Consider the following 12,969-nt stretch of genomic DNA (forward strand, 5'->3'; position numbering starts at 1 on the left):
GGACGTGCGGTTCCGCACGTCCGTGAACAACCGGGTCAGTCGGTGGCGACCAGATCCGCGTCGGGGCGGCCGACCGTGCCGGACCGGGCCTCGGCGTAGGAGGCGCGCAGGTAGGCGAGGTCGTCGCTGCCGCATTCGGCGCAGATGGGCGCGTGGTCGTGCGTCGCGGGATTCCGGTCCATTTCCTGCGCGATGTAGTGCCGGTCGCACGAGGCGCACCGGACGCGGGCCTCCCAGGGGTCGTCGACCTCGGCGCGCGGGTCGAACGGGCGGCGCAGCACGACGTGGCGCTCCCCGGTGGCGAAGCGTCCGGCCGCGTACATGGCCGCCGCCAGCACGAACGTGATCGGCGCGGACCAGGTCGCGCCGAACGAGCCGCCCGCCTGGGCCAGCGTGACGCCCACCGCCGACGCGACCAGCCAGGACACGAGCCCGACGGCGTTGAAGGCGGGGATCCGGCCGGGCCTGAACTCGAAGTCCTCGGCGGCGCGCCCGTCCCGCCGCGCGAACGCCAGGTACACCAGCGCGATCGCGATCCACGCCACCACGAAGACGCCCTGCCATTGCAGCGCCTTGAGCAGATACGAGATCGGGTTGGTGAGCATGAGCCCGAACGCGCCGACGCCGATCACGACGACCCAGACGCGCCGCGAAAGGTGGATCCTCAGCAGCCGGGCGAAGAAGCTCTCGGCGTTGATGCTCGCGAGGTAGTAGTTGGCCGTGTTGATTCTGGTCTGGCTGATCCACACCAGCGCGACCCCGAAGATGCCCGCGAGTTTCACGATGCCGTCGACCGCGGAGAGCTCGCTGAGCGGGCCGTTCGTCACGAGAGTGTTCGCCAGGAAGATCCCGACGACCGCGTTGACCACCAGGGTGAGGATGTAGAAGAGCGGCCCGAAGGTCAGCCACCGGTGGTAGCGGGCGTCGGCCGTCCTGGCCAGCCGCGCGTAGTCCCAGGTGAACGGGATCATGATCCAGACGCCCATGTAGGTCGTGAACGCGAAGAACCAGCCGGGCGCGTGCAGGTTCGCGTCGGCCACCGGTCCGGCGGTGAGCCAGTCATTGGAGTAGCCGTGCCGGGCGATCGCCCAGACGATGACGACGATGAGCCCGATGTAGTAGAACGGCAGCAGAATGCCGTTGATCTTGTCGAGCCATTTCCGCACGCCGCCGACGACGAGGGGGATGCTGTAGGCGGCGACGATGAAGTACCACAGCTCGATGGAGCCCGTCCCGGTGTACTGGTGCAGGACGGACGCGATGACCGAGCCCTCGAACACGCCGTAGTAGAGCGCGGTCGCGCCGATGACGAGCGGTGCGATCACCGATCCGAGATAGCCGAAGAGGCAGCGCGAGAACAGCGCGCTCGAAACGCCCGTCCGCGCCGCGTAGCGGCTGATCAGCCCGCCGATGACGCTGTAGGCGAGTACCGAGAGGCCGAGCCCGATGAGGGTGTCCCCGGTGCCCACGACGAGGGCGACGGTGGCGCCGACGATGAGCCAGAACATCGCGCTGGCGAACGCGTACCAGGCCATGAGCAGCGACACCCGGCCGGAACGCCAGGTGAAGGGCGCGACGTGCAGCGCGTAGTCCTCGGTCGCGGCGCTGCGCACGACCTCCGGGTCGTCGTGGTCGATGATCTGGAGCGGTCTGTTTCCCGGTGTCAGGCGTTCGCTCATTGCCATCTCCTTGGGGGGATGTGATCAGGGGATAGGGACAAGGCGGGATCGCCTCGTCGTTCACACCACTGGTGAGTCGGCGGCGGCGGAACGGGCGCGAGGCCGTCGAAAACACGAATGACGGCATGGGAAAGGCATTCCTCGCGGCTTCCGCCAACGGGGAGCGGATCGTGTTCGTCGTCAGGCCCGGCGGTTGCCGTCCTCGACCGCGATGCTCACGTGACCGGCCTGGAGAGTGAGCTGGAACTCCCGAGCGCCCTCCGCCGCGTCCCCCTCGGCGGCGGTGACCAGCTCGGACGCGAGGTGAAGCGCGTCGTCGATCAGTTCTGGGGCGAGGCCCCAGCGGAGCAGGGTGTCGCGGGTGTGCCGGCGGGCGGCGGCCACCGGACGGTTCGTCCCGGTGAGGTCGAGTCGACTGGTCCGTGCCCCGGTGACACAGCTCGTGTACGTCTGCCCGGCGGGCCGGCCCGCGGCGTTGTATCGGCTCATGATGGGTTCCTCGAATCGCCGGCTGGACACGTTCCCGCGGCCGCGGTTCCTGCCAACACGCCTCTCAGTGACGGTCGCGATCAGGGCGTAACCCCTGGTCGCTGGACTAGATACTCGTCCGGGCCCCCGGGGCGGGCAATAGTGAGGATTGAGAGAACGCGGTGATCGGATTGTGCGTGTCTCCGACCGGCGCCTTCCGTCGCCGCGGCCCCTCCGGCGGGCGGCCCTGTCCGCCGCGGCGCCCAAGCCCCACGTACGCGGGCGATCGCGAATCCGCGGCCGGTCGGTGGGAGAGCTGAACAATCCGGTCGCTCCGTTCTCTCACTCTTCACTATTGCCCGCCCTGGAGGCCCAGGCGAGTATCTAGTCCAACGACCAGGGCAAATGCCCCGCACAGCGAGCCGAGGAGGGATCGGATGGCATTGCGTGTCGCGGTCGATGTCGGCGGTACCTTCACCGACGTCTGCGTGCTCGGGGAGAACGGGGAGGCGCCCCGCGTGGCCAAGGTGCCGACGACGGCCGAGTCCCCGATCGACGGGGTGATGCGCGGCATCGCCCAGGCCGGTGCGGACCTGGTCGACACCTGGTTCTTCTGCCACGGCACCACCGTCGCCACGAACGCGCTGCTCAACCGGACCTTTCCGCGGGCGGCCCTCGTCACGACCCGCGGGTTCCGCGACGTGATCGAGATCAGGCGGGGAACGAAGGAGGACCTGTGGGACGCCTACAAGGACGTCGCCCCTCCCTACATCGCGCGCCGCGACCGGCTGGTCGTCACCGAACGGGTCGACGCGACCGGCCGGGTGATCGAGCCGCTGGACATGGCCGAGGCCAAGGAACTGGTCGACACGCTCCGGCGCAGGCAGGTGCGGACGGTCGCCGTCTGCTTCGTCAACTCCTACGTGAACCCGGTGCACGAGATCGCGATGCTGGAGTTCCTGCGCGCCGAGCTGCCCGACGTCGCGGTCTCGATCTCCAGCGCCGTCCTGGACGAGATCCTGGAACACGAACGCTTCTCGACCACCGTCGCGAACGCCCTTCTGTCGCCGCTGATCGGCCATTACGCCAGCAGCCTTGAAAAGCGGCTCGCGGAGTCCGGGTACAACGGCCGGCTTCATCTGATGCACGGCGGCGGGGGCGTGATGACGACGCAGGCCGCGCAGAAGCACGCCGCGCGGCTCGCGTCCTCCGGCCTCGCCGCGGGCGCGGTGGCGAGCAAGCACATCGCGCTGGCCTGCGGCTACGAGAACTCACTCGCCCTGGACGTGGGCGGGATGAGCGCCGACATCTCCATCGTCTGCGGCGGTGAATTGAAGGTCGTGCGGAATTGGTCGGTCGACTTCGGACATCCGATCTGCTTCCCGAACCTCGAGGTCCTGACAATCGGAGCGGGCGGCGGCTCGATCGCCTGGGTGGACGACGGCGGCGCGCTTCGCGTCGGCCCGCAGTCGGCGGGCGCGGCCCCCGGCCCCGCCTGCTATGGGCTAGGCGGGACGGCCGCGACGACCACGGACGCCCAACTCGTCCTGGGGCAGATCGACACGTCATTGGCGGCGGGATCGCAGCTTCTCGATGTCGCACTCGCCAAGCGGGCGGTGAGCAAAATCGCCAGGGAGCTCAACTGCTCCCTTGAGGACGCCGCCGTCGGCATACTGCGCGTCGCGTCGGCGAACCTGGCGGACGCTTTGAAGATCCTTTCGATTCGTCGCGGCCAAGACCCGCGCGATTTTGCGCTCGTCGCCTTTGGCGGTGCCGGTCCGATGCACGCGGTCCATCTGGCCCGCGAACTTTCTCTCCCGGCGGTCGTGGTTCCGCCGCATCCGGGTGTCACTTCGGCATTCGGCTGCCTGCTCGTCGATATCAGGCATGACTTCAGCGCGATGTTCATCCGGAACGCGCAGGCTGCCGATCCGTACGAGATCGAGTCGACGTTCCTGAGGCTGGAGTCGCATGCCCGCAAGAGCCTTCTTGAGGACGGAGTCGAGCCCGAACGCATCAGCATGCAGCGGTTCATCGAGATGCGGTACCACGGGCAGTCGCGTTCGATGCCCATCGCCGTGGACCAGCCGGTCCGGGCGATCGGCGGACTGGTCGAGAAGTTCCACGTCCAGCATCGCGAGGAATTCGGGTTCAACCAGGAGCACGGCGACGTCGATCTCTACCAGTTGTCGGTCTCGGCTCTCGGAATCATCGAGAAGCCGCGGTTCGGCGTGCTGAGTTCCGGGACCGGAAAGCCGATCGAACCCGTGGGGCGGCGGATGGTCAGGTTCATCGAGCCGAAGGGCTGGCTGGAGACGCCGGTGTACAGCCGGTCGGACCTCTGCCCCGGCGCGAAGGTCACGGGTCCGGCGGTCATCGCCCAACCCGATTCGACGACGCTGATCCCGCCGGATTGGACGGCGACCGTCGACCAGATGGGCAACCTCCGCATTTCCATGGACGTGGAGGGGGCGGCGCGATGACCACTCAGCGTGTACCGCTTCGGATGATCGAGGACGAGCAGGCGGACGCCCTCGATCCAGTAACCGCCGAGGTCCTCCGGAACGCCTTCATGACCGCCGTCGATCTGATGGCCGAGCAGTTGCTGCGCACCTGCCATTCCTTCGTGATCCACGCGCGGGACTTCTCCGGCGGGCTGTGCGACGCCAACGGCGACACCGTCGCCCAGGGCAGCTCGGACGTCGCCGTGCAGGTGGGAACGTTGCACTTCGCGGCAAAGGCGGTGCTGGACGCCTTCCGCGGCGACATCTGCGAGGGCGACGTATTCATCCTCAACGACCCGTACTCCGGCGGCACGCACTTCAACGACGTCCGCGTCCTGCGGCCGATATTCAGTGACGGTGCGCTGATCGCCGTCGCCCAATGCAACGGCCACTGGGCCGATGTCGGCGGTGCCGCGACCGGCTCGTTCGACCCCAGCGCGACGGAGCATTTCGGCGAGGGCCTTCGCATCACCCCGGTGCGAATCTGGTCACGCGGCCGCTATCTGGCGGACGTCGGACGGCTCATCGCGTCGAATACGCGCTCTCCCGAGGACGCGGAAGGGGATCTGCGCGCCCAGGCCGAGGCGACCCGGGTCTGCGAGCGCGAAGTCCACCGGCTCATCGAACGCTACGGCCGGGGGACGGTCATCGCGGCCTTCGGCGAATCCCAGGCGTATGTCGAAAGGGTCGTGCGCCGCCGCGTGTCGGCGTTGCCCGACGGCTCGTGGGAGGCCGAGGACTACATTGACAACGACCCGAGCGGCGGCGAGGGCCTCGTCCCGATCAAAGTTCGGATGCGCATTTCGGGGAACGGCGTCCACTACGACCTCGGCGGGTCGCATCCCGCCATCGGGAGCTTCCTCAACTCGGCGTTCGGCGGCAGCTACTCGGCCGTGATCGCCGGAACCAAGACGTTCTTCCCCGACGTACCGCTCAACTCCGGCTTCTACCGGGCCCTCACCGTGGACTTCGGCCCGCGCGGGACGGTGGTGAACGCGGCCTGGCCGAGGGCCGTCACCGGGTTCTACGCAGGACCGTACGAGAAGATCGTGAACGCCATATTCCAGATCTGGTCACAGATCATGCCCGAGCGCGCGATCGCCACGTCGTTCAACCTGGAATACGTCCTGCTGGGCGGACGGGACGCGCGTCCGCACGGCCGGGAGCAGTTCATGTACTACGACTGGATGGCCGGGGGCTGGGGCGGGCGCAACGGAAAGGACGGCTCGAACGCCACGGCCTCGATATTCGGAGTCGGGCATGCCCTGCAGTCGACCGAGATGCAGGAGCTCACCTCTCCCATCATGACCCGCGTCTGCGAATTGAAGACCGACTCGGGCGGGCCGGGCGAATTCCGGGGCGGGCTCGGAATGGTGAAGGAGGTGATGCTCACCGACTGCGAGGGGGCGATCCTGTCGTACTGCTCCGACCGCGCCAAATCGGTGATCGTCGGCAGCCTCGGCGGATCGTCCAGTTGCCCGCACGGCCTGTGGATCAACCCGGCCTCCACCGACGAGCGCTACCTCGGGGCCCTGGCGTCCCGGGTGCCGGTCGTCCCCGGCGACTCGCTGGAGCGGCCGTCAGCGGGCGGCGGCGGATACGGCGATCCGCTCCGCCGGGCCCCGCGGTCGGTCTGCGAGGACGTCGTCGACGGCTACGTCTCCATCGAGCGGGCCCGCAAGGACTACGGGGTGGTGGTGGTCCGCGACGCGGGCGACCCGGACCTCTACATGGTCGACGACGTCGCGACCGCCGCCGAACGCCGGAGGCTGCGCGCGACCCGGGCGGGCCTCCTGGAGACCGACCCCGAGCACGTCGCCCAGCGGTACAAGGACGGGGAGCTCACGGCCTATGACCTCGTCCGGCAATACGGCGTGATCGTCGACTGGGGCTCAGGAGAGCTCCTTCCGGAAACCACCAAGAAATATCGCGCGATTCTGCACGAGCGCTGCCGCTCGCACTGGGCCGGCGAGTAGCAGCAACTCATACCGACAATTCACGGTCGTCGCCGACTGGCGTGTTCGGCACGCCGAAAAACGAGAGAGGAACGATCTCACATGGCGCTATTGGAACGATCGAGCTGGTACGACATCGCCCGCGACACGAACTGGACGCCGCGGTACGTCGACATCGACGAGCTGTTCCCGCCGGACCAGAGCGACCCCTACGGCATCCCGATCGAGGAATGGGAGTCGTTCGACGAGCCCTACAAGGTCTCCTACCGCGAGTACGTGAGCGTGCAGCGGGAGAAGGACGCGGGCGCCTACTCGGTGAAGGCCGCTCTCGCGCGGTCCCGCTACTACGAGGACGCCGACCCCGCGTACCTCAGCATGCTCAAGCTGCATTACGGGGCGATCGCCCTGTCGGAGTACGCGGCGTGCCAGTCCGACGCCCGGATGACCCGCTTCTCGAAGGCGCCGGGAATGCGGAACATGGCGACGTTCGGGATGCTCGACGAGATGCGGCACGGGCAGATCCAGCTCTACTTCCCGCACCAGCTCGTGACCCTCGACCGCCAGTTCGACTGGGCCCACCAGGCGCACCACAGCAAGAACTGGGCCGCGATCGCCGGCCGGCACGCGCTCGACGACGTGATGATGACCCGGGACGCCGTGACGACCTCGGTCATGCTCAACTTCGCGTTCGAAACCGGGCTGACGAACATCCAGATGATCGGCCTTTCGGCGGATGCCGCCAACATGGGCGACTTCACGTTCTCCAACCTGATCACGAGCATCCAGTCGGACGAGGCGCGGCACGCGCAGATCGGCACGCCCGTCCTCAAGATCCTCATCAAGAACGGGCGGAAGGCCGAGGCGCAGCAGGCGGTCGACATCGCGTTCTGGCGCATCCACCGGCTCTTCGCGATCCTCACCGGAATCCCGATGGACTACTGGATTCCGCTCGACAAGCGCGACCGCTCCTTCAAGGAGTACATGACCGAGTTCGTCGGCGAGCAGTTCGAGCGGCAGCTGCTCGACCTCGGGCTGGAGCGGCCCTGGTACTGGGACATCTTCCTCGAAGACGTCGAGACCCACCACCACTGCCAGGCCGCCGCGACGTGGGCGTGGCGGAACACGCTGTGGTGGAACCCCACCGGCAACGTCGGCCCCCGCGAGCGGGCCTGGCTGGAGCACAAGTACCCCGGCTGGAACGACACGTTCGGTCAGTACTGGGACGTGATCATCGAGAACATCCGCGCGGGGCACCCCGAGAAGTCCCAGGCGATCGGCATGCCGGCCATTTGCAACATGTGCCAGATCCCGATCTCCAACAAGGGCGGAACGGTCTGGAAGGCCCGCGCCCACCAGCTCGACCACGAAGGCCGGCTGTACAGCTTCTGCAGTTCCGTGTGCAAGTGGATCTTCGAGTTGGAGCCCGACCGGTACAAGACGTTCAACAGCATCGCCGACCGCATGTACAACGGCGAGATCTCCCCGAACACGCCGGAGAACATCCTCAAGTACATGGGCGCCGGCGTCATCAGCCCGGTCGGGACCGACGCGCACGATCTCGCGTGGGCATACGCCTGAAAACGCGCCTGAAAACGCGCCTGAGAACGCGCGTTCCCAGCACCTCAAAGAACGAGAGGAGTCCGAGATGTCGAAGCCCCTTGCGGTGATCGGACGGCTTCAGTACGACGCGCACACCCGGATCATCGACGTCGAGACCGGCTACACGATGGACCAGGTCGTGGAGGCGTGCCTCGCCCCCGCGGTGGGTTACCAGGCCCGCCATCCGAAGCCGGGCGCGACGCTGCTCGTCCGCCCGACGACCGACACCGACGACGCGGAGCCGTTCCCCCGGACGATGACGGTCGAGGAGGCCGGGCTCCGGCACTTCCAGCAGATCGACGTCTTCGTGCCCCAGGACCAATGAGACGCGCCGGGTCCGCCGGCCCTTTCCGTGAAAGGCCGGCGGACCGGCGCTCGGAAGGTGGTGGGCGCGGATGACATCGGCGCCGGAATCTGAATTCCATGAGGTTTGCGCGGAGGACGACCTGTGGGCAGGGGAGATGCGGCTCTGCTCGGTGGCCGGAGTCGAGGTGCTGCTGCTGCGTACAGACGACGGTGACATCTGCGCCCTCCAAAAGAACTGCCCGCATCAGGAGCATCCGCTCGAAAAGGGCGAGTTCGACGGCACGATCCTGACCTGCGGCGCCCATCTCTGGGAGTTCGACGCCTTCTCGGGACGCAGCGTGAATCCCGACGACGCGGAACTGGCCCGGTATCCGGTCAAGGTCGACGGCGGCGCCGTGCTCGTCTCGGTCGAGGGGATCGAACCGAAGCATTCCCACGCCTGACACAGGAGAAAAGATGACCACTACCACGGTGCAGGACAGATCGAATTTCGCGGGTCCGCTGCTTCGCGGCGGCGAGATCTCGGTCGTGGCCGTCGAGGCGATCGAGCTCGACAACCCGGAGAAGGAGATCGTCGTCGAGGATCACCGGACCTATGTGCGCGTCGAGGCGGACGGCGGCCTCGTGATCCGCCGCCAGACGATGGAAATGCTGCTCGGCCGGGCTTTCTCCATGCAGGAACTGGAGATCAATCTGACCGGCTATTCGGGTCAGATCGAGACGCACGACGAGTACATGCGTTGGTACTTCATGACGAAGTCCTGACGGCATTCACAATTAGGAGAGAAACATGAGCGATGCCAACGATGTCGCCAAGCCGTTGAAGACGTGGAGCCACCTCGCGAAGAACCGGCGCCGTCCGACCGAGTACGAGATCGTCTCCACCAAGCTCCTCTGGAGCACCGACGACGACGCGCCCTGGGCCATGGGGCCGGACGTCCCGCTGAGCAAGTGGTACGTCAAATACCGCAATGAATCACCGCTCAGGCACGCCGACTGGGACGGTTTCCGGGACCCCGACCAGCTCGTCTACCGGACCTACAACATGATCCAGGACGGGCAGGAGTCGCACGTCGACGGCCTGCTCGACGACCACAGCAAGAACGAGCACGACAGCGGGCTGTCCGACGAATGGGTCGCGCAACTCGCGCGCCTTTACACGCCGAGCCGCTACCTGCTGCACACGGTGCAGATGTCGACCGCCTATCTCGCGGCGCTCGCCCCGTCCAGCACGATCGAGAACTGCTTCATCTTCGAGTCCGGCGACCATCTGCGCTGGGTCTCCCGCGTCGCCTACCGGACGGCGGAACTCGCCGCCGCCCACCCCTCGGCCGGTTTCGGCAGCGGGGAACGCGCCCGCTGGGAGGACGACGAGGCGTGGCAGGGATTCCGGGAGCTGATGGAGCGCGCCCTCGTCGCCTGGGACTGGGCCGAGCAGTTCGTCGCGGTGAATCTCGTGGCCCGGCCCGCGATCGACGCGGCGATGCTGCGGGCCCTTTCCGCCGTCGCGCAGGAGAACGGCGACACGCTGCTCGCACTGCTGTGCCGCGCCCAGCTCGTCGACGGCGACCGCACCCAGAAATGGTCGCACGCGCTCGTCGAGTACGCCTTGCGGTCGGACGGCCATGGAAAGGCGAACCGCGATCTGATCCGCGGTTGGCTCGACAAGTGGAGCGCGCTCGGCGACAAGGCCATCGACGCCTACTGCCAGGCAATGGTGCCCGGTAGCGATCTCGGCGCGGAGGTGAAGAGGACGGTCGCGAGCGCCCGGGCCTCTCTGGTCGAGGAGCCGGCCGCCGTCGGATGAGCGGACGCGCCGGACCGGCCCGCGTCGCCGGGGCCGGTCCGGTCGCCCCTCGCACATCAGGCTTCTGACCAGCGATTTCGGGATGGAACAAACCGGCTGCGACGCCGTAGAGTGTCGGATGCGCTCCCGTCAACGTGTCGTTTAGGACGAGTGCGATGTTCACAATCGGAGACCTGCAACGCAACGTCGATCTCGGCCTCGAACTGAAGGCCGGGGGCAACCGCGCCACGTCCGCGGAGATCGCCCGCGCCGAGGTGCTGCAACTGGGGCGACTTCCCGCGGCCGAGCATCGCGCGGTGCTGCTGCTCACGAGCGGGCTGGCCGAGGACGCGAGTCCGGGCGGCGCGGAGGCGCTCATCGCCGCCGCGAAGTCGGCGGGCGCGGCCGGCATCGTCCATACGCTGGCGGCGGACGCCGCCCGGCTGCCCGCGGCCATCGTGGAGGCCGCCTCGGCCCACGAACTGCCGCTGCTCTCGGCCCCGGCCAACGCCTCGCTGCGCTCCATCAAGGACGCCGTCAACGAGCGCGTCGCGCGCAGCGAACTCGTCCTCTACCAGCAGTTGCTCACGTTGCAGTCGAGCCTCATCGCCGCCGTGTCGACGCCCGACCCGACTGACTCGCTGCTGCGCCGCCTCGGCGCGCTCGTCAACAGCACGGTGATCCTCTACTACCCCGACGGGCGGCTCCTCGCGGCCACGGGCGACGGCCCGACGAACGTCATCTGGCAGCGCATCGACAAGGCGTCGCAGGAACGGCAGCAGTTCACCGTCGGGCAGTGGTACGTCGTGGCCTCCCTGATCAGCGGACCGGAGGAGGCGCACCGCTGGATCGTGCTGGCGCGGCGCGGCCACCCGACGTCGCAGGAGATCGTGTCCCAGTTGATCACCACCGTCGAGCAACTGCTCGACGTGATCGCCCTCAGCCGCCGCGCCGCAGCGACCGAGGAGGCGCTGCAGCGGGCCGACGTCCTGCAACGGCTGGTATCGAACAACGGCTACGAGAAGTTCGGCTGGGACCATGTCCGCCGTTTCGGATTCGAGCCGCACGGCCCCTGTTTCGTCGCCGCCGTCGCCCTGCCGAACTGGAGCCGGCGCCGGCTCGACCCCGAACTGCATTCGCAGCAGTTGAGGGACGTCACGCAGATCCTGCGCGGCCTCGTCTCCAGTTCCTCGTCGCCGCACCTCGTCGGCTCGCACGAGGGCGTGGCCGTCGTCCTCCTGCAATGCTCCGACACCCGTCTCGTCGACGAGGCCGTCAGCGTCCTCAGCGCACGCGGACTCCAGGCGTCGGCAGGGATCGGCCGGAAAGTGGCGTCGCTGGACCTGATCGGCAACAGCTACCGGGACGCGCGCCTGGCCCTGACCCGCGCGACCGACGTCCCCGCCGTGCAGCGCTTCGAGGACTTCGCCGTCGCCGACATCGCCATCAGCACCGCCGACGAAGACCAGTTGATAAGGCGCTCGCACGACCTGCTCTCCAGGTTGGAGGGCAGCGACCATCTCCTCGAAACGCTGATCGTCTACCTGCGGAACAATCTCAGCATCAACGACACCGCGAACGAGTTGAACATCCACCCCAACTCGGTGCGGTACCGGATCAGCCGGGCCGAAGAACTGATCGGCGGATCGCTGCGCTCACTGCCGACCATCGTGGACGTCTTCCTCGCCGTCCAGGTCATCGCCCGCAACAGGGCGGGCTCCGTCTTCACCCTCAACGAACACCGGACCACCACTCACATCGACGCGGCCCTGGGGTAGCCGGGGAAATTGAATAAAAGGCCGTTGATAGTGATCGACGCCGAAGTTAGCCTCCATTCGAGGTCGGCGTCGGGCCGCCTTTGCGGACGCCGTTTGGCGTGTCCATTTCGCGTGAAGAGGAATCGTATGCGCAGCAGGAATTCCGTTTCCGTCTTAGCCGCCGCGGCGCTCGCCGTCACCGCGGCGTCGGCCGCTCCGGCCGCCGCCGGATCGCGGGCCGCTCACGACCCGATCCAGTTCACAGTCAAGGTCGGGACGGTCACCGGTTCGGGGTGCCCGAAGGACACCGTCTGGGCGGCCGCGCGGGATGATGGAAAGCTCACGGTGAACTACACCGATTACCTCGCGCAGGCGGGCGGTTCGTCGAGACCGGTCGACGCCCGCAAGAACTGCCAGCTCTCCCTGCAGTTGACCGCGCCGCAAGACGTCACCTACGCCATCTCTTCGTCGTACCATCCGATCTGGGCCACGCTGGAGAGCGGTGCGAACGCCACCCTGAAATTCGGCCATTACTTCCAGGGTCTCCCCGGCAACGGGATGGTCGCGCAGACTTTGAACGGGCCCCACGACGACGACTGGAGAGTCGCCTACCAGGAGCCGGCGGACAAACTCCTCTTCCAGCCCTGCGGCGAGCAGCGCAGCCTCGTTCTCACCACCGAACTGCGTGTCGACAAGGGAACTTCGGACCCGTCCAAGACCAGCTTCGTCTCGATGGACTCCCTCAGCGACGGCCCCAGGATCCTCTACGAGCTCACTTGGAAGAACTGCCCGCGCTGAGTCTCCGTAACGATTGCCGCCTACTCTCACCGCAGTACTCGAGCGCAGGGTGACTACGCGCGGAGCAGGGGAAACACACGCCCTGTGCGCGACGACCGATTAGACATGCGGTCGGCA

Annotated in this window: 11 protein-coding genes; 9 read left to right on the plus strand and 2 right to left on the minus strand. The window is 67.5% G+C overall.

Annotated features, from left to right (window positions below; translation table 11 throughout):
- Nucleotides 1-35 precede the first annotated feature (35 nt).
- Together FXF68_RS13345 and FXF68_RS13350 are read right to left on the minus strand one after the other, a co-directional pair.
- Nucleotides 36-1,679, minus strand: a complete 1,644-nt coding sequence (locus tag FXF68_RS13345) for a purine-cytosine permease family protein (RefSeq protein ID WP_148759208.1) — start codon at nt 1,677-1,679, stop codon at nt 36-38.
- 180 nt (nt 1,680-1,859) lie between these two features.
- Nucleotides 1,860-2,168 (minus strand): hypothetical protein, encoded by a 309-nt coding sequence (locus FXF68_RS13350; protein ID WP_148759209.1) that lies wholly within the window; start codon nt 2,166-2,168, stop codon nt 1,860-1,862.
- A 416-nt stretch (nt 2,169-2,584) separates the two neighbouring features.
- Here FXF68_RS13350 and FXF68_RS13355 point away from each other — a divergent pair, with 416 nt between their 5' ends.
- The 9 genes from FXF68_RS13355 (at nt 2,585) to FXF68_RS13395 (ending at nt 12,852) form a co-directional block, all read left to right on the plus strand.
- Nucleotides 2,585-4,630, plus strand: a complete 2,046-nt coding sequence (locus FXF68_RS13355; RefSeq protein WP_148759210.1) for a hydantoinase/oxoprolinase family protein — start codon at nt 2,585-2,587, stop codon at nt 4,628-4,630.
- Nucleotides 4,627-6,627, plus strand: coding sequence for a hydantoinase B/oxoprolinase family protein (locus tag FXF68_RS13360; protein WP_222869912.1), 2,001 nt, complete (start codon nt 4,627-4,629; stop codon nt 6,625-6,627). Before FXF68_RS13355 ends, FXF68_RS13360 begins: the two co-directional genes overlap by 4 nt.
- 81 nt (nt 6,628-6,708) lie before the next feature.
- Complete coding sequence (locus FXF68_RS13365; RefSeq protein ID WP_148759211.1) at nt 6,709-8,184, plus strand: YHS domain-containing protein; 1,476 nt, start codon at nt 6,709-6,711, stop codon at nt 8,182-8,184.
- A 67-nt stretch (nt 8,185-8,251) separates the two neighbouring features.
- Nucleotides 8,252-8,530 carry a toluene-4-monooxygenase system B family protein gene (locus FXF68_RS13370; protein WP_148759212.1) on the plus strand — a complete coding sequence of 93 codons (279 nt, stop codon included), beginning with the start codon at nt 8,252-8,254 and terminating at the stop codon, nt 8,528-8,530.
- Between the two features lie 70 nt (nt 8,531-8,600).
- Nucleotides 8,601-8,954 (plus strand): Rieske 2Fe-2S domain-containing protein, encoded by a 354-nt coding sequence (locus FXF68_RS13375; protein ID WP_148759213.1) that lies wholly within the window; start codon nt 8,601-8,603, stop codon nt 8,952-8,954.
- A 13-nt stretch (nt 8,955-8,967) separates the two neighbouring features.
- Nucleotides 8,968-9,276 carry an MmoB/DmpM family protein gene (locus FXF68_RS13380; RefSeq protein ID WP_148759214.1) on the plus strand — a complete coding sequence of 103 codons (309 nt, stop codon included), beginning with the start codon at nt 8,968-8,970 and terminating at the stop codon, nt 9,274-9,276.
- 25 nt (nt 9,277-9,301) lie between these two features.
- Nucleotides 9,302-10,318, plus strand: coding sequence for an aromatic/alkene monooxygenase hydroxylase subunit beta (locus FXF68_RS13385; protein WP_148759215.1), 1,017 nt, complete (start codon nt 9,302-9,304; stop codon nt 10,316-10,318).
- A 155-nt stretch (nt 10,319-10,473) separates the two neighbouring features.
- Complete coding sequence (locus FXF68_RS13390) at nt 10,474-12,075, plus strand: PucR family transcriptional regulator (protein ID WP_148759216.1); 1,602 nt, start codon at nt 10,474-10,476, stop codon at nt 12,073-12,075.
- 126 nt (nt 12,076-12,201) lie between these two features.
- Nucleotides 12,202-12,852: a DUF4360 domain-containing protein gene (locus FXF68_RS13395; RefSeq protein WP_148759217.1), complete on the plus strand. Its 651-nt coding sequence runs from the start codon at nt 12,202-12,204 to the stop codon at nt 12,850-12,852.
- Nucleotides 12,853-12,969: the final 117 nt, after the last annotated feature.

It is taken from the genome of Actinomadura decatromicini, assembly GCF_008121305.1.
Classification (GTDB): domain Bacteria; phylum Actinomycetota; class Actinomycetes; order Streptosporangiales; family Streptosporangiaceae; genus Spirillospora; species Spirillospora syzygii.